General features: G+C 73.9%; 17 protein-coding genes and 1 tRNA gene. All 18 read left to right on the top strand.

Features of this window, described 5'->3' with window-relative positions:
* The first annotated feature begins 48 nt into the window (after window positions 1-48).
* The 18 genes from SOY78_RS10315 (at window position 49) to ilvA (ending at window position 20,580) form a co-directional block, all read left to right on the top strand.
* Complete coding sequence (locus SOY78_RS10315) at window positions 49-1,206, top strand: BMP family lipoprotein (RefSeq protein ID WP_061866928.1); 1,158 nt, start codon at window positions 49-51, stop codon at window positions 1,204-1,206.
* Between the two features lie 126 nt (window positions 1,207-1,332).
* The gene (locus tag SOY78_RS10310; RefSeq protein ID WP_036313325.1) at window positions 1,333-2,931 is read left to right on the top strand and encodes an ABC transporter ATP-binding protein; all 1,599 of its coding nucleotides are present in this window, start codon (window positions 1,333-1,335) and stop codon (window positions 2,929-2,931) included.
* Window positions 2,928-4,343 carry an ABC transporter permease gene (locus SOY78_RS10305; RefSeq protein WP_216880364.1) on the top strand — a complete coding sequence of 472 codons (1,416 nt, stop codon included), beginning with the start codon at window positions 2,928-2,930 and terminating at the stop codon, window positions 4,341-4,343. The genes SOY78_RS10310 and SOY78_RS10305 overlap by 4 nt, the downstream gene beginning before the upstream one ends.
* Window positions 4,340-5,647, top strand: coding sequence for an ABC transporter permease (locus SOY78_RS10300; RefSeq protein WP_216880363.1), 1,308 nt, complete (start codon window positions 4,340-4,342; stop codon window positions 5,645-5,647). Before SOY78_RS10305 ends, SOY78_RS10300 begins: the two co-directional genes overlap by 4 nt.
* Window positions 5,648-5,649: 2 nt before the next feature.
* On the top strand, window positions 5,650-6,081 hold the full coding sequence (locus tag SOY78_RS10295) for a cytidine deaminase (RefSeq protein WP_063189002.1): 432 nt from the start codon (window positions 5,650-5,652) through the stop codon (window positions 6,079-6,081).
* A gap of 74 nt (window positions 6,082-6,155) precedes the next feature.
* Window positions 6,156-7,490: a thymidine phosphorylase gene (locus SOY78_RS10290; RefSeq protein ID WP_036336740.1), complete on the top strand. Its 1,335-nt coding sequence runs from the start codon at window positions 6,156-6,158 to the stop codon at window positions 7,488-7,490.
* Between the two features lie 4 nt (window positions 7,491-7,494).
* Window positions 7,495-8,142 (top strand): DedA family protein, encoded by a 648-nt coding sequence (locus SOY78_RS10285; RefSeq protein ID WP_036336738.1) that lies wholly within the window; start codon window positions 7,495-7,497, stop codon window positions 8,140-8,142.
* Window positions 8,143-8,166: 24 nt separating this feature from the next.
* Window positions 8,167-9,378, top strand: a complete 1,212-nt coding sequence (locus tag SOY78_RS10280) for an adenosine deaminase (protein ID WP_036384864.1) — start codon at window positions 8,167-8,169, stop codon at window positions 9,376-9,378.
* A 7-nt stretch (window positions 9,379-9,385) separates the two neighbouring features.
* Window positions 9,386-10,192 carry a MazG nucleotide pyrophosphohydrolase domain-containing protein gene (locus SOY78_RS10275; RefSeq protein WP_324701534.1) on the top strand — a complete coding sequence of 269 codons (807 nt, stop codon included), beginning with the start codon at window positions 9,386-9,388 and terminating at the stop codon, window positions 10,190-10,192.
* A 177-nt stretch (window positions 10,193-10,369) separates the two neighbouring features.
* Complete coding sequence (gene eno / locus SOY78_RS10270; RefSeq protein WP_324701533.1) at window positions 10,370-11,647, top strand: phosphopyruvate hydratase; 1,278 nt, start codon at window positions 10,370-10,372, stop codon at window positions 11,645-11,647.
* A gap of 136 nt (window positions 11,648-11,783) precedes the next feature.
* A complete protein-coding gene (locus tag SOY78_RS10265) occupies window positions 11,784-12,596 on the top strand; it encodes an FtsB family cell division protein (RefSeq protein ID WP_324701532.1) in 813 nt (270 codons plus the stop codon).
* Window positions 12,597-12,646: 50 nt separating this feature from the next.
* Entirely contained in the window at window positions 12,647-14,245 is a 1,599-nt protein-coding gene (locus SOY78_RS10260; protein ID WP_141843381.1) for a DUF501 domain-containing protein, read from the top strand.
* Between the two features lie 53 nt (window positions 14,246-14,298).
* Window positions 14,299-15,714 carry an NAD(P)/FAD-dependent oxidoreductase gene (locus SOY78_RS10255; protein ID WP_060973857.1) on the top strand — a complete coding sequence of 472 codons (1,416 nt, stop codon included), beginning with the start codon at window positions 14,299-14,301 and terminating at the stop codon, window positions 15,712-15,714.
* A gap of 91 nt (window positions 15,715-15,805) precedes the next feature.
* Window positions 15,806-15,882, top strand: a tRNA-Leu gene (locus SOY78_RS10250).
* Between the two features lie 184 nt (window positions 15,883-16,066).
* A complete protein-coding gene (locus SOY78_RS10245) occupies window positions 16,067-16,942 on the top strand; it encodes a Bax inhibitor-1/YccA family protein (protein ID WP_324701531.1) in 876 nt (291 codons plus the stop codon).
* A 121-nt stretch (window positions 16,943-17,063) separates the two neighbouring features.
* Window positions 17,064-18,035 (top strand): aldose 1-epimerase family protein, encoded by a 972-nt coding sequence (locus tag SOY78_RS10240; RefSeq protein ID WP_141843351.1) that lies wholly within the window; start codon window positions 17,064-17,066, stop codon window positions 18,033-18,035.
* The gene (locus SOY78_RS10235) at window positions 18,032-19,249 is read left to right on the top strand and encodes an AI-2E family transporter (RefSeq protein ID WP_141843353.1); all 1,218 of its coding nucleotides are present in this window, start codon (window positions 18,032-18,034) and stop codon (window positions 19,247-19,249) included. Before SOY78_RS10240 ends, SOY78_RS10235 begins: the two co-directional genes overlap by 4 nt.
* On the top strand, window positions 19,249-20,580 hold the full coding sequence (gene ilvA, locus SOY78_RS10230; protein ID WP_324701530.1) for a threonine ammonia-lyase: 1,332 nt from the start codon (window positions 19,249-19,251) through the stop codon (window positions 20,578-20,580). The genes SOY78_RS10235 and ilvA overlap by 1 nt, the downstream gene beginning before the upstream one ends.
* Window positions 20,581-20,586: the final 6 nt, after the last annotated feature.

Genomic DNA, 20,586 nt, shown 5'->3' with positions numbered 1-20,586 from the left:
GGCCACCGGCCGCGGACCTCGCACCGTGCCTTCCGAAATGAGGACCCCATGGGCATCGCCACCCCCTCGGCCGCGCGCCGTCGTCGTCTCCTGCTCCCCGTCGCCGCGCTCGGCGTCTCCGGCCTGCTGCTGACCGCGTGCGGCGCCCCGCCGGAGCAGTCCGAGGCCTCGGGCTCCGGCGCCGCCGAGAGCGAGGCCATCGCCACCGTGGACGGCGTCGGCTCGGACAACAAGGACTACAAGGCCTGCATCGTCTCGGACGAGGGCGGCTTCGACGACCGCTCCTTCAACCAGTCCTCCTACGAGGGCCTCAAGGCCGCCGAGAAGGCCTACGGCATCACCACCAGCGAGGCCGAGTCGAACGAGCCCAGCGAGTTCACCCCGAACGTGACCGCCATGGTCAACGCCGACTGCGACGCCGTCATCGGCGTGGGCTTCCTCCTCGGCGACGCCATGAAGCCGATCGCCGCGCAGCACTCGGACACCCACTTCTTCGGCGTGGACGTCACCGCGGAGGGCTTCTCCGACAACTTCCAGAAGCTCACCTACGACACGGCGCAGGCGGCGTTCCTGGCCGGCTACCTGGCGGCGGGCACCACCGAGACCGGCACCGTGGCCACCTACGGCGGCATGGAGATCCCCACCGTCACCATCTTCATGGACGGCTTCGCCCGCGGCGTGGAGCACTACAACGAGGTCAAGGACAAGGACGTCAAGGTCCTGGGCTGGGACAAGGACGCGAAGACCGGCTCCTTCACGGGCGACTTCAAGAACGTGGCCAACGGCAAGACGAACACCGCCAACTTCATCAACGAGGGCGCCGACATCGTGATGCCGGTGGCCGGCCCCGTGGGCCTGGGCACCCTGGACGCCGTCCGCGAGGCGAACCAGGGCGGCAAGGACGTCAAGGTCATCTGGCCGGACTCGGACGGCTACGAGTCCACCAAGGACGGCAACCTGATCCTCACCTCGGTGAAGAAGAACATGGGCCAGTCCGTCGCCGACGTGATCGCCGCGGACCTGAAGGACGAGTTCTCGGCCGAGCCCTACGTGGGCACGTTGGAGAACAAGGGCGTCGAGCTGGCCCCGTTCCACGACTTCGAGGACACGGTGCCGCAGGAGCTCAAGGACGAGCTCAAGGACCTCGAGGCCAAGATCGTCTCGGGCGAGCTGAAGGTCGGCTCGGAGTACTCCCCGGAGGCCTGACCCGCCTCGCCACCGCCGCAGGGCCGGCCCGGACCCCTCCGGACCGGCCCCGCGGCGCGCGGGCGCCCGGCCCGCCCCCGCCGCCGAGCGCGGCACCACGAGCATCGACCAGACGGAAGGCCCTCGATGAGGCTCGAACTGCGCGGGATCACCAAGCGCTTCGGCTCGTTCGCCGCGAACGAGGACGTGAACCTGACCGTGGAGTCGGGGCGGGTGCACACCCTCCTCGGCGAGAACGGCGCCGGCAAGTCCACCCTGATGAACGTCCTCTTCGGGCTCTACGAGCCCACCGAGGGGGAGATCCTGCTCGACGGCGAGCCCGTCCGGTTCTCCGGCCCCGGCGAGGCCATGCGCGCGGGCATCGGCATGGTGCACCAGCACTTCATGCTCGTGCCCGTCTTCACGGTGGCCGAGAACGTGGCCCTCGGCGACGAGCACACCCGCGCCCTGGGCGTGCTCGACCTCGAGGCCACCCGCCGGCGGATCCGGGAGATCTCCGCGCAGTACGGCTTCGACGTGGACCCGGACGCCGTCGTCGAGGACCTGCCCGTGGGCGTGCAGCAGCGCGTCGAGATCATCAAGGCCCTCGTCCGCGACGCGCGCATCCTCATCCTGGACGAGCCGACCGCCGTGCTCACCCCCCAGGAGACCGACGAGCTGCTCGGCATCATCCGGCAGCTGCGGGCGGACGGCACGGCGATCGTGTTCATCTCCCACAAGCTGCGCGAGGTCAAGGCCGTCTCGGACGACATCACCGTGCTGCGCCGCGGCCGCGTGGTCGGCACGGCGGAGCCCTCCGCCGAGGCCGCCGAGCTGGCCGCCCTCATGGTGGGCCGGAACGTCGTCCTCGAGCGGCGCAAGACGGCCCCGACCCTGGGGGAGGAGACGTTCCGCGTCGAGGACCTCTCCGTCGTCTCGCCCACGGGCCAGGTGCTGCTGGACGCCGTGTCCTTCGCCGTCCGCCAGGGCGAGGTCCTCGCCGTGGCCGGTGTGCAGGGCAACGGGCAGACCGAGCTGACCGAGGCGATCATGGGCCTGGTCAAGGCCACCGGCTCCGTCACCCTGGACGGTCGGGAGCTGATCGGCCGGTCCACCCGCCAGATCATCCGCGCCGGCGTCGGCTTCGTGCCCGAGGACCGCTCCACGGACGGGCTCGTCGGCCCGTTCTCCGTGGCGGAGAACATGGTGCTCAACCGGTACGACGTCGCCCCGGCCGGCAACGCCGTGCAGATGCGCCCCGCCGCGGTGCGGGCGCTCGCCGAGCGCCGCGTGGCCGAGTTCGACGTCCGCACCCAGGGCGTGGACCTGCCGGTCTCCTCCCTCTCGGGAGGCAACCAGCAGAAGGTCGTCATGGCCCGCGAACTCGTGGACGGGCTGCGCCTGTTCATCGCCTCGCAGCCCACGCGCGGCGTGGACGTCGGCTCGATCGAGTTCCTGCACGACCGGATCATCGCCGAGCGCGACGCCGGCACCCCCGTGCTGATCGTCTCCACCGAGCTGGACGAGGTCCTCGAGCTGGCGGACCGGATCGCCGTGATGTACCACGGGCGGATCGTCGGCATCGTGCCGGGGGACACCTCGCGCGAGACGCTCGGCCTCATGATGGCCGGCCAGACCCCCGACGACGCGGCCCTCGCCTCCGGCGCAGACGTCGCCGCGGGCACGCCCGGCACCGCCGGTGAGGCGCCCGCCGCCCACCCCACCACGGAAGGAGAGCGCCCGTGAGCACCGCCGCCCCGCAGCGCCCGGCCCCCGCGTCCGACGCGGCCGCCCGGCCCGCCCCCGCCGACTCCGCCCTGCGCCGGATCCTCTCGGGCAACGGCACGGTCACCGCCCTGGCGATCCTGCTGTCCCTGCTGATCTCCGGCCTGCTGATCATCGCCGTGGACGAGGACGTCCGCGATGCCGCCGGCTACTTCTTCGCCCGCCCGGGAGACCTGCTGTCCGCCGCCTGGGCCGCGTTCGCCGGAGCCTTCGCGGCCCTGTTCCGCGGCGCCGTCTTCAACTACCGGGCCTCGGACGCGACGGGCATGCTCTACCCGCTCACCGAGACCCTCACCGTGGCGACCCCGCTGATCATCATCTCGCTGGGCATCGCCATCGCCTTCCGGGCGGGCCTGTTCAACATCGGCGGCCAGGGCCAGTTCATCTTCGGCGCCATGTTCGCCACGTGGTTCGGCGTGCACCTGCACCTGCCGCCCGGCGTGCACCTGCTGCTCGTCGTCGTGATGGGCGTGCTCGGCGGCGTGCTGTGGGGCTCCGTCGTCGGCGTGCTCAAGGCCTGGACGGGCGCGCACGAGGTGATCCTCACGATCATGCTCAACTACGTGGCGGTGAACCTGCTCGCGTACCTGCTGAACACCCCCGTCCTGCGGGCGCCCGGCACCACGAACCCGGTGTCCGCTCCGCTGGACCGCTCCGCCATGTTCCCGCGGCTGCTGGGGACCGACTTCCGGCTGCACTGGGGCTTCTTCGTCGCGCTGCTGGCCGTGCTCTTCACGTGGTGGCTCATGCAGCGCTCCACCCTCGGCTTCCGCCTGCGGGCCGTGGGCGCCAACCCGGACGCCGCCCGCACGGCCGGCATCTCCGTGAAGGGCTCCTACGTGGCCGCCATGGCGATCTCCGGCGGCCTCGCCGGCCTGGCCGGCGCCACCCACGTCGCCGGCACGGAGAGCACGCTGAACACCTCCGTGGCCGGGTCCTTCGGCTTCGACGCGATCACGGTGGCCCTGCTCGGCCGGTCCCACCCGGTGGGAGTGCTGTTCGCGGGCCTGCTCTTCGGCGCCCTGCGCGCCGGCGGCGTGACCATGCAGACCGAGACCGGGGTGCCGGTCGACATCGTCCTCGTGGTGCAGTCCGTGATCGTGCTGCTCATCGCGGCCCCGCCGCTGGTGCGTGCGATCTTCCGACTGCCCGCCCCGGGCGCCGCCCGTGCCCGCCGCGCTGCCGACCCCGTGACCCAGCCCGCCGTGGCCGGCGCCGCGGTGACCGGCGCCGGCGGCCACGCCGCCGCCCCGTCCACGGGCGTCCAGGAGGCCGCGGCCACCGCCGTCGCGGACCCGCAGGCCCCGACCACGCAGCCCACGGACACGGCCCCGACCCACCGCCCGCACGAGCAGAAGGGGGACGCCCGATGAGCGCGACCGCCGCCCGGCCCCACGCCGACGTCGTCCGCCCCGAGGCCGCCGAGCCCGCCCGGGTCGTGGTCCGGCACTGGACCACCCCGATCGCCCTGACGATCCTGACCCTGCTGGCCCTGGCCGTCTTCGCCCTCGGCGCCCCCGAGGCGACGGCGACCTTCCGGCTCTCCCACGCGTCCGACGCCGTCGTGCTCCCGGACCTGACCGCCGACCCCGTGCTGGGGGGCTGGCTGCTCGTCGGGCTCATGGCGGTGCTCACCGTGGTGGCCTGGCTGGCGACCCTGCGCTCGGGGCGCACCCCCGGCTGGGCCGCGGCCCTGTTCGCCGTCGCGTTCGTGGCCGCGTTCCTCATCTGGGTGATCGGCTCGGCGGACAACACCACCGTGTTCCTCACCGGCCTGATCGCCGGCTCGTTCGCGCTGGCGGTCCCGCTGATCTTCGGCTCGATGGCCGGCATCCTGGCCGAGCGCTCGGGCGTGGTGAACATCGCGATCGAGGGTCAGCTGCTGGCGGGCGCGTTCACGGCCGCCGTCGTCGGCACCGCCACCGGCTCGCCCTGGGCGGGCCTGGCCGCCGCCATCGTGGCCGGCGTCCTCGTGTCCTGGCTGCTCGCCGTGTTCTCGATCAAGTACCTGGTCAACCAGGTGATCGTCGGCGTCGTGCTCAACGTGCTCGTGGCCGGCCTGACGAGCTTCCTGTACTCCACCGTCCTCACGGGCGGGGACACCGAGCTCAACGCGCCGCCGCACTTCCCGAACCTGCGGATCCCGGGCCTGGCGGACATCCCCGTGCTCGGGCCCATCCTGTTCGACCAGACGATCCTGGGCTACGCGATGTACCTGCTCGTGATCGCGCTGTGGTTCGCCCTGTTCCGCACCCGCTGGGGCCTGCGCGTGCGCGCTGTGGGCGAGCACCCCAAGGCCGCGGACACCGTGGGCATCGACGTGAACCGCACGCGGTACGCCGCCGTCCTGCTGGGCGGTGCGGTGGCCGGCACGGGCGGGGCGTTCTTCACGCTCGTCTCGGCGTCGTCCTTCTCCAAGGAGATGACGGCGGGCCAGGGCTTCATCGCGCTCGCGGCCGTGATCTTCGGCCGCTGGAACCCGATCGGCGCGTTCTTCGCGGCGCTGCTGTTCGGCTTCGCCACCAACATGCAGTACGTCCTGGCGATCCTCGGCACCCCGGTGCCGAGCCAGTTCATGGCGATGCTCCCGTACCTCGTCACGGTGTTCGCCGTGGCCGGCCTCGTGGGCCGCTCGCGCGGCCCGGCCGCCTCGGGCGTGCCGTACGTGAAGGAGTAGCCGTGGCGGACGGACAGCACACGACGACGGCGCCGCGCGTGGACTGGGACCGGCTGCGGGCCGCGGCCCTGGCCGCCACGGAGCACGCCTACGTGCCCTACTCGGGGTTCCGGGTGGGCGCCGCCGCGCTCACCGAGGACGGCCGCCTCGTCTCGGGCTGCAACATCGAGAACGCGTCCTACGGGCTGACCCTGTGCGCCGAGTGCGCGCTGCTGGCCGACCTGCGCATGGGCGGGGGCGGCCGACTGGCCGCGTTCGTGTGCGTGGACGGCGAGGGCGTGCTCACCATGCCCTGCGGGCGGTGCCGCCAGCTGCTGTACGAGTTCCGCGCCCCCGGGCTCGTGCTGCTCACCCCGGCGGGGGAGCGGGGGATCGACGCGGTGCTGCCGGACGCCTTCGGCCCGGCCGACCTGGAGCGGGCGGACCGTCCCTGACCTGCGGCGCGCTCCCGGGCCCGCTCGCTAGAGTCGGAGGCTGACCGTCGCAGCCGTCCTCCGAGGAGAACCCCATGACCGCGCAGCCGCAGGCCGAGCCCTTCGACGCCGTCGAGGTGATCCGCACCAAGCGGGACCGGGGGACGCTGTCGCCCGAGCAGATCGACTGGGTGGTGGACGCGTACACCCGCGGCGTGGTGGCGGACGAGCAGATGTCCGCCCTGGCCATGGCGATCCTGCTCAACGGCATGGACCGCGCCGAGATCGCCCGCTGGACGGACGCGATGATCGCCTCGGGCGAGCGCATGGACTTCGGCGGGCTCACCACCCCGGACGGCCGCCCCCTGGCCACCGCGGACAAGCACTCCACCGGCGGCGTGGGGGACAAGATCACCCTGCCGCTGGCCCCGCTCGTGGCCTCCTTCGGGGTGGCCGTGCCGCAGCTGTCCGGCCGCGGCCTCGGCCACACCGGCGGCACCCTGGACAAGCTCGAGGCGATCCCCGGGTGGCGGGCCGACCTCAGCAACGAGGCGATGCTGCGCCAGCTCTCCGAGGTGGGCGCGGTGATCTGCGCCGCCGGCTCCGGCCTGGCCCCGGCGGACAAGCGCCTGTACGCCCTGCGCGACGTCACGGGCACGGTGGAGGCCATCCCGCTGATCGCCTCCTCGATCATGTCCAAGAAGATCGCCGAGGGCACCGGCGCCCTCGTGCTGGACGTCAAGTGCGGCTCGGGCGCGTTCATGAAGGACGAGGCGTCCGCCCGCGAGCTGGCCCGGACCATGGTGGACCTCGGCCGGGACGCCGGGGTGGACACCTCGGCGCTGCTCACGGACATGTCCGTGCCCCTGGGCCGGACGGCCGGCAACGCCCTCGAGGTCCGCGAGTCGGTGGAGGTGCTCGCCGGCGGCGGCCCGGCCGACGTCGTGGAGCTCACCGTGGCGCTCGCCGCCGCGATGCTCGCCGGCGCCGGGGTCACGGACGTGGACCCGGCCGAGCACCTGGCCAACGGCCGGGCGATGGACGTGTGGAACCGGATGATCGAGGCCCAGGGCGGCGACCCCCGCGCAGCCCTCCCGACGGCGGCCCACACCGAGGACGTCGTCGCGGAGACGGACGGCGTCCTCACCGAGCTGGACGCGATGGCCGTGGGCCTGACCGCGTGGCGCCTCGGCGCCGGGCGGGAGCGACAGGGCCAGGCCGTCCAGGCCGCGGCCGGCGTCGAGGTGCACGTGCGCCCCGGCGAGCGCGTGGCCCGGGGTCAGAAGGTGCTGACCCTGCACACGGACACGCCGGAGCGCTTCGAGCGGGCGAGGGCCGCGCTCGCCGGCGGCTGGTCCGTCGGCGAGCTCGACGACGACGCCGCCCGGGCCCTGCGCGAGCGCTCCGTGATCCTGGACCGGATCGGCTGACCGGATGCTCGCGTGGCTCGAGGGGGCGATCCTCCACGCCTCCGCGCAGTGGTGGGTCCTGCCGCTGACGCTGCTGCTGTGCCTGCTCGACGGCATCGTGCCGATCTTCCCGTCGGAGTCGGTGCTGGTGGCCCTCGGCGCGATCGTCCGCGACGGGCATCCGTTCTCCCTGTGGGCGCTGTGGGGGGTCGGCTTCGCGGGCGCGTTCCTGGGGGACGTGGCCGCGTACGCGATCGGCCGTGCCGTGGGCGTGGAGCGGTTCCGGTGGATGCGGCTGCGGCGGGTGCGGGCCACGGTCGAGGTCGCCCGTCACCACCTGCACAGCCACGGCGCGCTGCTGCTGTTCACCGCCCGGTTCATCCCCGGCGGCCGCGTGGCCCTGAACCTCACGGCCGGCGCCACCCGCTATCCGCCGGTGCGGTTCGTGGCGCTGGACCTGCTCTCCACGGCCAGCTGGGCCGCGTACTCGATCATGATCGCGCGCCTGACCGCGGGCTGGCTGGAGAACCCGGTGCTGCAGATCGCCGTCTCCGTGACGGGTGCCGCGCTCGTGGGCCTGCTGCTGGACCGCCTGCTCAAGGCCCTGCTGCGCCGCCGGCTGGGCGCCGGGGTGAAGGGCCTCACCCTGGCCGAGCAGGAGGCCCTGCGCTGAGCGCCCTGCCGTAGAGTGACGCCCGTGACGACGACGCAGCTTCCGGACACCGCATCCCCCTCCCCGCTCGAGGTCGACCTGGCCGTCCTGCCCAAGGTCTCCCTCCACGACCACCTCGACGGCGGCCTGCGCGTGGGCACCGTCCTCGACCTGGCCCGCGAGGCCGGCGTCGAGGTCCCCGCGGACACCGTCGAGGGCCTGGCCGAGTGGATCGCCGAGCACGCCAACGGCGAGTCCCTCGAGAAGTACCTGCAGGTCTTCGCCCTGACCACCGCCGTGATGCAGACCCGCGAGCAGCTGCGCCGCGTGGCCCGCGAGTTCGTCGAGGACCTGGTCGCCGACGGCGTCGTCTACGGCGAGATCCGCTGGGCCCCCGAGCAGCACCTGGCCGGCGGGCTGAGCCTGGACGAGGCCGTCGAGGCCGTGCAGGCCGGCCTGGACGAGGCGGTCGAGGCCGCCGACGCCGCGGGCCACGTGATCCGCGTGGGCCAGCTGGTCACCGCGATGCGGCACGCCGACCGGGCCCAGGAGATCGCCGAGCTGGCCGTGCGCCACCGCGAGGCCGGCGTCGTGGGCTTCGACATCGCGGGCGCCGAGGCCGGGTTCCCGCCCTCCCGCTTCGCCGACACCTTCACGTGGCTGGCCGCCCACCACCTGCCCGTCACCGTGCACGCGGGCGAGGGCGACGGCCTGGACTCCGTCCGCTCGGCCCTCGTGGACGGCCGCGCCCTGCGTCTGGGCCACGGCGTGCGCCTGGCGGAGGACATCTCGGTGGAGTACGGCGGCGTGGACGAGGACGGCGAGCAGCTGGACGAGCTGACCGGCATCGTGGACCTGGGCGAGACCGCCGCGTGGGTGCGGGACCGGCAGATCGCCCTGGAGGTCTGCCCGTCCTCGAACCTGCAGACCGGCGCGGTGGACGCCGCGGCGGGCATCGCGGGCCATCCCATCGACCTGCTCGTGCAGCTCGGCTTCCGCGTCACCGTGAACACGGACAACCGGCTCGTCTCGGACGTGTCCCTGACCGACGAGCTCTACCTGCTCGCCGAGACCTTCGGCTACTCGCTCTCCGAGCTGCTGGACCTGCAGCTCAACGCGGCCGAGGCCGCCTTCCTGTCCGTGGACGAGCGCGAGGACCTCGCCGAGATCCTCGTGGCCGGCTGGGGCGAGGTCATCTCCGGCGACGCCGTCGGCCCGGTCCTCGAGGAGCTGGACGACGAGGACGAGGACGACTGATCCGCCCGTGAGCGCGAGTGTGGACCGTCTGGTGGCGGTGGTCGAGGCCCTGCGCGACCACTGCCCCTGGACGGCCGAGCTCGCCCACGCCGACCTCGCCGAGTACCTCGTGGAGGAGGCGTACGAGGCGGTGGCGGAGATCGAGTCCCGCGACGCCGCCGCATGGGCCGACGTGCCCGCGCGTCGGGCCGACGGCGCGTATCCCGCCCTGGCCGCCGAGCTCGGGGACGTCCTGTTCCAGGTGGTCCTGCACGCCGCCGTCTCCCGGGCGCCGGGCGCCCCGGCGGAGACGGCCGGGTTCCGCCTGGACGACGCCGCCGACGCCCTCACCGCCAAGATGATCCGGCGCAACCCGCTCGTGCTCACCCCCGAGGGCGGCCTGCGCCCGGCCGAGGAGCTCGCCGCCGTCACGCCCGAGGCCGTCGAGCTGGCCTGGGAGCGGGTCAAGGCGCAGGAGCGGGCCGCCGCGGGGCTCTCGTCCGCCGCCCCGGCCCACGACGACGGCGGCACCGGCCCGGGCCTCGACGTCGGCGACATCCCGGCCCGGCTGCCGGCGCTGGCCGCCGCCGCGAAGGTGGTCGACCGCGCGGCGCGGCAGGAGCCGGACCCGCTCGCCGCGCACGTCCCGGCGCCGGCCGCCGAGGCGGGGGAGCGCCCGGCGGCGGTGTGGCCGGGCGAGGCCGCGCTCGGGGCGGAGCTGTTCGCGCTGGTGCGCCGGGCCCGGGCGGCGGGGCTGGACCCCGAACGGGCGCTGCGCACCACGGTGGCCCGGGTGCGTGCGGGGGACTTGTCGGCGCTGCGTCCGTCCGGCTGACGCGGCGCCGCGCCGGCCCGGCCGCCGCCCCGACCGCGCCCCAGCGACATCGCAGCCGGGGGGAACGGCGGTCTTGTCGCCGGCGCGCGGCCGACCGGAACCGGAGGTCCCCGCTAGGCTGAGGCCGTGTCCACGCCGCGGGCACGACTTCCGACTTCGATTGAAGGAGACCCGTCCATGGCCCTGATCGACGCCATCCACGCTCGCGAGATCCTCGACTCGCGCGGCAACCCCACCGTCGAGGTGGAGGTCCTGCTCACCGACGGCTCCCTGGGCCGCGCGGCCGTGCCCTCGGGCGCCTCCACCGGCGAGTTCGAGGCGGTCGAGCGCCGTGACGGGGACAAGAAGCGCTACGGCGGCAAGGGCGTGCTGGACGCCGTCGCCGCGGTCGAGGGCATCGCGGAGGAGCTCGAGGGCGAGTTCGCCGCGGACCAGCGCGCCGTGGACCGCGCGATGCGGGACCTGGACGGCACCCCCAACAAGGGCAAGCTGGGCGCGAACGCGATCCTGGGCGTGTCCATGGCCGTCGCCGTGGCCGCCGCGCAGGCCTCCGACCTCATGCTCTACAAGTACCTGGGCGGCCCGAACGCCCACGTGTTGCCCGTGCCGATGATGAACATCCTCAACGGCGGCGCCCACGCGGACTCCAACGTGGACATCCAGGAGTTCATGATCGCCCCGATCGGCGCCCCGTCCTTCCGCGAGGCCCTGCGCTGGGGCACCGAGGTCTACCACGCCCTGAAGACCGTGCTGCAGGAGAAGGGCCTGTCCACCGGCCTGGGCGACGAGGGCGGGTTCGCCCCGTCCCTGGAGTCCAACCGGGCCGCCCTGGACCTCATCGCCGAGGCCGTGACGAAGGCCGGCTACCGCCTGGGCGAGGACATCGCGCTGGCGCTGGACGTCGCCTCCTCCGAGTTCTTCGACAAGGGCTCCTACACCTTCGAGGGCCAGCAGCGCTCCGCCGAGGAGATGGCCGCCTACTACACCGAGCTGGTGGACAACTACCCGATCGTCTCCATCGAGGACCCGCTCGACGAGGACGATTGGGACGGCTGGCAGCACCTGACCGCGCAGCTGGGCGATCGCGTCCAGCTGGTGGGCGACAACCTGTTCGTCACCAACGTGGAGCGGCTGCAGCGCGGCATCGACGAGAAGGCCGGCAACGCCCTGCTCGTGAAGGTCAACCAGATCGGCTCCCTGACCGAGACCTTCGACGCGATCTCCCTGGCCCAGCGCCACATGTTCCACTGCATGATCTCGCACCGCTCGGGCGAGACCGAGGACACGTTCATCGCGGACCTCGCGGTGGCCACCAACGCCGGCCAGATCAAGACCGGCGCCCCGGCCCGCTCGGACCGCGTGGCCAAGTACAACCAGCTGCTGCGCATCGAGGAGGACCTGGCCGACGCCGCCGTCTACGCGGGCCGCTCCGCCTTCCCGCGCTTCCGCGGCTGACCGTCCCCGACGACGACGCGCGGGCCCTCCCGGATCCTTCCGGGCGGGCCCGCGCCCGTCCCGGCGCGACCAGGAGCCTGCCAGGGGCGGGCAGTACGCTGGGAGGGTCCCCGCCACGCGTCCGAAGGAGTCCGCGATGAGTCCGCGCCGCCCCCGCGTGCCCCGTGTCGACCCGACGACGGGCGCCCCGCGCCGGACCGCCGTCGCGGCCCCGGCGGCCCCGACGACGGCCTCCCCGAAGGCGGACGCGCCCACGCCGACCCCCGCGGCCCCCACGCCGGCGCCCGCGGCGACGGACGCAGAGGTCATCGACCTGCAGAGCGTCCAGGAGCGCCGCCAGGCCGGTCACCCCGGACACCTGGACGGGCACCCGGACGCGGACCGGGCCGACACGGCCCCCGCCGGGGACACCGCCGCCCCCGCATCCCCGTCGGCACCCCCGCGCCGCACGGCTCCGGCCCGCCCGGCCGGGCGTCGGCCCCGGCCCGCCCCCCGCCGCGCCGCATCCGCCGCCGCCACGGCCGCCCGCCGTCGGGCCCCGCTGCCGGAGCCGGTGCCGGCCCGGCAGATCACGGGCCGCTCGCTCATCGTCGTCGCCGTGCTGCTGGTGGCCGCCGTCCTGGTGGCGCCCACGCTGCGCGCGTTCCTGAACCAGCAGCTGGAGATCTCGGCCGCGCGCGAGGAGATCGCCACCATGCAGGCCCAGCGCGAGGACTACGAACGGCGGATCCAGCTGTGGGACGATCCCGCCTACGTGACCCAGCAGGCGCGTGAGCGTCTCGAGCTGGTCATGCCGGGGGAGACCCTGTACTCCGTGACGGGGCGGCCCTCCGAGACCGACACCGAGGCCGAGGACACGCCCGCCGCCGGCGCGGACGAGGTCGTCAACACCCGCCTGCCGTGGGCCGAGGGCCTGTGGGACTCGGCCGTCCGCGCCGGGCTCGAGTGAACCCCGCGTCCCGCCCCCGCCCGCACCACCCCCGCACCCCCGAGGACACCATGACCGTCAGCCCCCGCCCCGCCCAGGACCGCACCGTCACCGAGCAGGACCTGGACACCCTGTCCCGCCAGCTCGGCCGCCCGGTCCGGGACGTCGTGGAGATCGGTGCCCGCTGCGTGTGCGGCAACCCCCTCGTGGCCACCACCGCGCCGCGGCTCTCCAACGGCATCCCGTTCCCCACGACCTTCTACCTGACGCACCCCGTGCTGACGGCGGCGGTCTCGCGCGTGGAGGCGGACGGGGAGATGGCGCGCATGAACGACCGCCTCGCCCAGGACCCCGCGCTCGCGGCCGCGCACCGCGCGGCGCACGAGGCCTACATCGCCGAGCGGGACCGGGTCGGGGCCGAGGCCGGCACGGGGCCCGTCCCGGAGATCGCCGGGGTCTCGGCCGGCGGCATGCCCGAGCGCGTGAAGTGCCTGCACGCCCTCGTGGGCCACGCGCTCGCGGCCGGGCCGGGGGTGAACCCGCTCGGTGACGAGGCGATCGCCCTGGTGGCCCCGTGGTGGACGCCCGAGGTCTGCGCGTGCGAGGGCGCGTGGGACGAGGCCGCGGCGGTGCCCACGAAGGACCTGTCCCGGCACGTGAGGCACCTCGAACGCGTCGCCGCGCTCAAGGAGGTCACGGTGGCCGGCGTGGACTGCGGCACGAACTCCATCCGCCTGCTGATCTCCCGGCCGGCCGGGACGGATGAGACCACCGGCGCCGTGGCCGACCCGACGGCGCCGCTGGCCGACGTCGTGCGCGAGATGCGCGTGGTGCGCCTGGGCGAGGGCGTGGACGCCACCGGCGCGTTCTCCGACGCCGCGCTGGAGCGCACCTTCGCGGCGGTGGACGAGTACGCCCGCCTGGTCCAGCGCCACCACGCCGGCCGGGTCCGGTTCGTGGCCACCTCCGCCAGCCGGGACGTCTCCAACCGGGCCGCGTTCGTCGACGGCGTCCGGGAGCGGCTCGGCGTCGAGCCGGAGGTCGTCTCGGGCGCCGAGGAGGCCGGCCTGTCCTTCGCGGGCGCCGTCTCCGCCGTCGAGACCGCGGACCTGGGCCCGGAGGACCTCGTGCTCGTCGTGGACCTCGGCGGCGGCTCCACCGAGCTGGTCGTCGGCACGCCCGCGGGCGAGGTCGTGGGCGCGGTCAGCCTGGACATGGGCTGCGTGCGGTTCACCGAGCGTCATCTGCGCTCCGACCCCCCGACGTCGGACGAGGTCGCCGCGGCCCGCGCGGACGCCCGCCGCCTCCTCGACGACGCCGCCGCCCGCCTGCCGCTGGAACGCGTGGCGCGCGTGGTCGGCGTGGCCGGCTCGGTGACCACCGTGACCGCCGAGGCCCTCGGGCTCAGCACGTACGAGCCCGAGGCCATCCACGGTGCGCGCCTGCCGATCGCCGAGTTCCGCGCGGCGGCGGAGGGCCTCGTGGCGGCGACCCGGGCCGAACGCGCCGAGCGGGGGTTCATGCACCCGGGACGGGTGGACGTGATCGGCGCGGGCGCGCTGCTGTGGAGCACCGTCCTGGAGCGGGTGGCCGAGGTCGCGGGCGTCACCGAGGCCTGGGCGAGCGAGCACGACATCCTGGACGGGATCGTGCTCTCGCTGCGGTCCTGACCACGACGGCGGAGAGTGGAGGGGCCGGGCCCGTGCGTGCGTAGACTGGCGGTATGTCTCTCACTCCTGAACTGTCTCCCAAGCCGCGCCTGCTGATCGTCGGCGGCGGCTACGCCGGGTTCCATGTCGCCCGCGAGCTGCAGAAGAAGGTCGCCGAGCGCGGCGGCGTCGTGACCGTCGTCGACCCCCGCCCGTACATGACGTACTACCCGTTCCTGCCCGAGGTCGTGGGCGGCCACATCGAGGGCCGCCACGTGAACGTGGACCTGCAGACGCACCTCAAGGACGCCGAGGTCGTCCGCGGCGCCGTCGTGTCCGTGGACCACGCCGGCCGCACCGCCGTGGTGCGCGGCGAGGGCGGCGACGAGTTCGAGATCCCGTACCAGGACATCGTGATGACCGCGGGCGCCGTGACCCGCGTGTTCCCCATCCCGGGTCTGGGCGAGCAGGGCATCGGTCTGCGCTCGGTCGAGGAGGCCGTCCAGCTGCGCAACCAGATCCTGGAGCGCCTGGACGCCGGTTCCCTGATGACGGACGCCGAGGAGCGCAAGCGTGCCCTGACCTTCGTGGTGGTGGGCGGCGGCTTCGCCGGGATCGAGGCCATCGCGGAGATGGAGAACCTCATCCGCAACGCCGTGGAGCGCAACGAGCGCCTCTCCCAGTCGGAGATCCGGATCGTCCTCGTCGAGGCCATGGGCCGCATCATGCCCGAGGTCTCCGAGGAGCAGGCCCAGGGCGTGGTGGAGCACCTGAAGGACCGCGGCATCGAGGTCCTGCTCAACACCTCGCTGGGCGACGCCACGGACGGCGTCATGAAGCTCGTGGCCATGCCCTCCAAGGAGGAGGCGGAGACCTTCGCGGCGGACACCCTCGTGTGGTGCGCCGGCGTGGTGGCCAACTCCGTGGTCAGGAGCACCGACTTCCCGGTGGACGACCGCGGCCGCGTGGAGGCCACCCCCACCCTGCAGATCAAGGACGGCGAGGCCGGCGCGCTCGAGGGTGCGTGGGCCTGCGGCGACGTCTCCGCCGTGCCGGACCTGACCGGGGCCGGCCCGGGCGGCTTCTGCGTCCCGAACGCCCAGCACGCCATCCGTCAGGCCAAGCGTCTGGCCGCCAACTACATGGCCGTGCGCCACGGCGAGGGCGAGGTGCAGGAGTACGTGCACAAGTCCCTGGGCACCGTGGCGGGGCTGGGCTTCGGCCGCGGCGTGGGCAACCCGCTGGGCACCAAGATCGCCGGCATCCCGGCGTTCCTGGCCCACCGCGGCTACCACGGCTACGCGATGCCCACCCTGGAGCGGAAGTTCCGCATCCTGTCCGGCTGGGTCGCCGAGACCCTGTTCGGCCGTGACTCCACCTCGGTGGCGGGCCTGGACACCCCGTTCAACCCGTTCCGCCGCGCCGCGGGCGTCGAGCTCGAGCCCGGCCGCTTCGAGCGGCAGCGGGCCCTCGAGTCCTCGAAGGGCTGATCCCGCAGCCAGCGGGCCGCCGGCCCCGTCCGAGCGCATCGGGCGGGGCCGGCGTCGTCCGCACCCGGGCCCGCGTCCACGGGCCCGCCACGCCCCCGTGGCCCAACTGGCAGAGGCGGCCGACTTAAAATCGGCGTGTTGCGGGTTCGAGTCCCGCCGGGGGCACCACGCGTCTCCCCGCGCGCCTCGCTTCTGCGCCCACCGTGAACAGCCGGTGAACCGGCGCGGATCCACGCTCCGACCCCGCGCGCGGACACAGACCTCCCGATAGGATCGTGCTGAACCCCGGGGCACGAACGCGGCTCACTGCGGCGGCGTGCGACCGGGCCGACTCGACCCGAAGGAGTGAGCCGTGGCGAATCCGGTCATGAACTCTCAGAACTTCCAGCAGCAGATGCAGGGCGGCGGACAGGCGCAGCCCGGTTGGTACCAGGGCGGGCAGCAGTCCGCGCAGTCCCCGTACGGCCAGCAGCAGAGCCCGTACGGCCAGGCCCAGGCGTTCGGCGCCGGCCAGGCGGCCCAGCAGTACGCGCACCAGCAGTCCATGGAGGACGCCTTCCGCGCGCCCTCCGCCTGCCCGGAGCAGACCGGCCGGATGACCTTCAACGACGTCGTCGGCAAGACCGGCCTGATGCTCGTGCTCGTCGTGGTGGCGGGCGCCGTGGGCTGGTTCTCGCCGGGCCTGATGATCATCGGCGCGATCGCCGGCCTCGTGCTGGGCCTGGTCAACGCGTTCAAGCGCGAGCCCTCGCCCGTGCTGATCATGGCCTACGCCGTGGCGCAGGGCCTGTTCCTGGGCGGCATCTCGGCGTTCTTCGAGGGCGCCTACCCGGGCATCGTGGTGCAGGCCGTGCTCGGCACCTTCTCCGTGTTCGCGGTGATGCTGGCGCTCTACACCTCGGGCAAGTTCCGCCCGACCCCGCGCATGACGAAGATCGTCATGGGCGCCATGATCGGCTACCTCGTCTTCATGCTCGTCAACCTGGTCCTCACCTGGACCGGCATCGGCAACATGCGTGAGGGCGGCCTGGGCCTGATCATCGGCGCGATCGCCGTGCTGCTCGCCGCGTACTCGCTGACCATGGACTTCGAGATGGCCGCCGTGGGCGTGAAGAACGGCGCCCCGCAGAAGTACTCCTGGTCCGTGGCCTTCGGCCTGACCGTGACCCTGATCTGGCTGTACATCGAGATCCTGCGCATCGTCGCCATCCTGCGCGGCAACAACTGACCGGCGCCCCGTCCCCGCACGGAGACCCGCACCGCCGCCCCGGTCCTGCACAGGGCCGGGGCGGTCTGCGTCCGCGAGGGCGTAGATTGAGGGGGTCCCTCGCCGCCACCCAGGAGGTCCCGTGACCGAGACCAGCGACCTGCCCGCCTTCGGGGCCCCGGACGCCACCGGCACCCAGCACCGCCTGCACCGCGGGTCCGCGGAGGCCGTCGTCGTCGGCCTGGCCGGTGCCCTGCGCAGGTACCGCGTGTCCGGCGTGGACCTGACCGAGCCGTACGGCCCGGACGTGGTCCCGCCCGCCGCCAACGGCATCCAGATGAGCCCGTGGCCGAACCGCGTCGCCGGCGCCCGCTGGATCCTGGACGGCGTCGAGCAGCGCCTGGACGTCACCGAGCCCGCGCGCGGCCACGCCAGCCACGGCCTGCTGCGCAACACCCACTTCGTCACCGAGACGTTCTCCGCCCACGCGGTGACCCTGCGCGGTGAGATCCACCCCCAGCACGGCTGGCCCTTCCGGCTCACCCACCGCGTCACCTACGAGCTCGAGGCGGACGGCGGCCTCACCGTCACCGCCGAGGTGCAGAACCACACGGACGCCACCGTGCCCGTGGCGGTCGGCGCCCACCCGTTCCTGCGGATCGGGGACGTCCCGACGGCGGAGCTGAGCCTGCGCGTGCCCGCGGACGCCTGGATCCGCACGGGGGAGGACCTCATCCCCGTGGAGACCCTGCCGGTGGACGGCACGGACCTGGACTTCCGCCGCGGCCGGGCCGTGGGCGAGGCCGCCCTGGATGTGTGCCTCACCGGCCTGACCCCGGACGCCGACGGCCGGCACCGCCAGACCCTGCTCGCCGCGGACGGCCGCGCCGTGACCCTGTGGTCCGACCACGCGTTCGCCTACACCCACGTCTTCGTCACGGACCGGCTGCCCGGCCGTGACACGGCGCTCGCGGTGGAGCCGCTCACCGCTCCCGCGGACGCCCTGAATTCGGAGGAGGGCCTGCACCGGCTCGCCCCGCACGCCCGCTGGAGCGCCCAGTGGGGCCTGACCCCCCATGTCCCCGACCACCCACACGAGGAGGATCGCGCGTGAGCTCGACCCTGGCGGCCCAGACCAAGATCGACAAGGACGTGCCCTACGGGCTGACGGTGGCCGCGGCCTGGTCCTGGCGGCTGGTGGCCGTCGTCATCGGCATCGGCGTCGTGGTGTACCTGCTGGGCTTCGTGAGCCTCGTGGTGATCCCGATCCTCGTGGCCGCGCTGCTGGCCACCCTGCTGGCCCCGGTGTTCCAGGCGATGCGGCGCATCGGGGTGCCGGGCGTCGCGGCCGCCCTGCTGTGCGTGCTGCTGCTGGTCGTCGTCGTGGTGGGCCTCATGGGGCTCGCCGGTCAGCAGATCGTGCAGGGCTTCGCCGAACTGGGCGACCAGCTGGGCCAGGCCGTCGACGACGCGATCGCCTGGCTGGCCGGCGTGGGCGTGGAGATCCCCCGTTCCGGTGCCGGGCTGGAGGGCCTGTGGCAGACGCTGCGGGACAACTCCGCCACGGTCATGAACAGCGCCGTCTCGTTCGGCTCCACGGCCGTCAACATCGGTGCGGGCCTGTTCATCGCCCTGTTCTCCCTGATCTTCTTCCTCTACGACGGCGACCGCATCTGGCGCTTCCTGCTGATCTTCGTGCCGAAGGCGCACCGGGCCACCGTGGGCCGCGCGGGCCGCTCGGGCTGGCAGTCGCTCGGCTCCTACGTGCGGGTCCAGATCTTCGTGGCGTTCATCGACGCCGTCGGCATCGGCATCGGCGCCCTGATCCTGGGCGTGCCGCTGGCCATCCCGTTGGCCGTGCTCGTGTTCCTGGCCTCGTTCATCCCGATGATCGGCGCCACCCTGACCGGCGCGATGGCGGTGCTCCTGGCGCTGATGTCCAACGGCCTGGTCAACGCGCTGCTCATGCTGGGCGTGGTGCTGCTCGTGCAGCAGATCGAGTCGAACGTCCTGCAGCCGCTCGTGATGGGCAAGGCCGTCGCGCTGCATCCGCTGGCCGTGTTCCTGGCCGTCGCCGCCGGCTCCACCGTCCTCGGTCTGGCGGGCGCCGTGTTCGCCGTCCCGGTGCTGGCCTTCGTGAACAGCTTCGTCCGCGCCCTCACCGCCGACACCCCCGAGGAGCTCACGGAGCGGACGGACCACGCCCTCGAACCGGGCGGCGCGGAGGACGAGGCGGCCGGCTCCCACCGGTACCGCCCCTCGGCGCACGACGACGCCGCTCTCGCCTCCGAGGCCGACGCGGGCACCCGGCACGGGGACGACGCCTGATGGGCGCGACGCAGGCCACGGACACCCCGGACCGGGCCGTCCCGACGCCGTCGCCCCGGTGGGTGCGGCCTGCCAGCGGCCCGCCGGCCCCGGCGGCGCTGCCCGTCACGCTCGAGGAGATCGAGCGGGCGCGCGAGACGCTGCGCGGGATCGCCGAGCTCTCCCCGCTGCAGCACTCCCGGGCGCTCTCCCGGGCCGTGGGCACGGACGTGCACCTGAAGTGCGAGAACCTGCAGCGGGCCGGCTCGTTCAAGGTCCGCGGCGCCTACGTGCGGATGGCGCAGCTGAGCGAGGAGGAGCGCGGCCGCGGCGTCGTGGCCGCCTCGGCTGGCAACCACGCCCAGGGCGTCGCCCTCGCGGCCGCCAAGCTCGGCATCCGCGCCCGCATCTTCATGCCGCACGGCGTGGCCCTGCCCAAGCTGCAGGCCACCCGGGACCACGGCGCCGAGGTCGTCCTGCACGGCTCCACCGTGGACGAGTCCCTCGCCGAGGCGCAGCGGTGGGCCACGGAGACCGATGCCGTATTCATCCCGCCGTTCGACAACCCGGCCGTCATCGCGGGCCAGGGCACCGTCGGCCTCGAGATCCTCGACGTGCTGCCGGACGTGGACACCGTGATCATGGGCATCGGCGGCGGGGGGCTCATCGCCGGCACGGCCGTGGCCCTCAAGGAGGCCGCCCGGCGTCGTGGGCGCACGGTGCGCGTCATCGGCGTGCAGGCGGCCACCGCCGCCGCGTTCCCCGGCTCCCTCGAGGAGGGCCGCGTCCAGGTGCTGGAGAGCGTGTCCACCATCGCGGACGGCATCGCCGTCGGCAAGCCCGGGGCCCTGCCGCTGCGGATCGCCGCCGAGCTGGTGGACGCCGTCGTGACCGTCACGGACGACGAGATCGCCGCGGCCCTCGTCCACCTCCTCGAGCGCTCCAAGCTCGTGGTGGAGCCGGCGGGCGCCGTCGGGGTGGCCGCCCTGCTGGCGGGCCGCACGGCGGACCTGGGCTTCGAGCTCGGCACCACCGCCGTGATCCTCTCCGGCGGGAACATCGATCCGATGCTCATGCTGAAGTCCATCCAGGCCGGACTGTCGGCGGCGGGGCGCTACATGACCGTGCGCATCCCGCTGCGGGACCGCCCGGGCGAGCTGGCCACGATCTCACGGATCATCGCGGACACGGACGCCAACGTGGTGCGCGTGGACCACACCCGCGTCGGCCCGGAGCTGTCCATGGGCGGCGTGCACATCACGATCGACATGGAGACCCGCGGCGCCGAGCACTCCGCCCAGGTCCTGGAGGCGCTGCGCGCGGCCGGCGACAGCCCGGCCCCGCTGCCCTGACCGGGC

It is taken from the genome of Micrococcus sp. HOU01 (assembly GCF_035609305.1).
Classification (GTDB): Bacteria; Actinomycetota; Actinomycetes; order Actinomycetales; family Micrococcaceae; genus Micrococcus; species Micrococcus luteus.
Note: the sequence above shows the minus strand (reverse complement) of the source record. Positions and strands in the feature narration are given on the sequence as shown.

Bases quoted from the DNA above. Each gene is read 5' to 3' on its own strand.
- SOY78_RS10315 (WP_061866928.1), top strand. From the start codon at position 49: ATGGGCATCGCCACCCCCTCGGCCGCGCGCCGTCGTCGTCTCCTGCTC.
- SOY78_RS10310 (WP_036313325.1), top strand. From the start codon at position 1,333: ATGAGGCTCGAACTGCGCGGGATCACCAAGCGCTTCGGCTCGTTCGCC.
- SOY78_RS10300 (WP_216880363.1), top strand. From the start codon at position 4,340: ATGAGCGCGACCGCCGCCCGGCCCCACGCCGACGTCGTCCGCCCCGAG.
- SOY78_RS10290 (WP_036336740.1), top strand. From the start codon at position 6,156: ATGACCGCGCAGCCGCAGGCCGAGCCCTTCGACGCCGTCGAGGTGATC.
- SOY78_RS10285 (WP_036336738.1), top strand. From the start codon at position 7,495: ATGCTCGCGTGGCTCGAGGGGGCGATCCTCCACGCCTCCGCGCAGTGG.
- eno (WP_324701533.1), top strand. From the start codon at position 10,370: ATGGCCCTGATCGACGCCATCCACGCTCGCGAGATCCTCGACTCGCGC.
- SOY78_RS10265 (WP_324701532.1), top strand. From the start codon at position 11,784: ATGAGTCCGCGCCGCCCCCGCGTGCCCCGTGTCGACCCGACGACGGGC.
- SOY78_RS10260 (WP_141843381.1), top strand. From the start codon at position 12,647: ATGACCGTCAGCCCCCGCCCCGCCCAGGACCGCACCGTCACCGAGCAG.
- SOY78_RS10255 (WP_060973857.1), top strand. From the start codon at position 14,299: ATGTCTCTCACTCCTGAACTGTCTCCCAAGCCGCGCCTGCTGATCGTC.
- ilvA (WP_324701530.1), top strand. From the start codon at position 19,249: ATGGGCGCGACGCAGGCCACGGACACCCCGGACCGGGCCGTCCCGACG.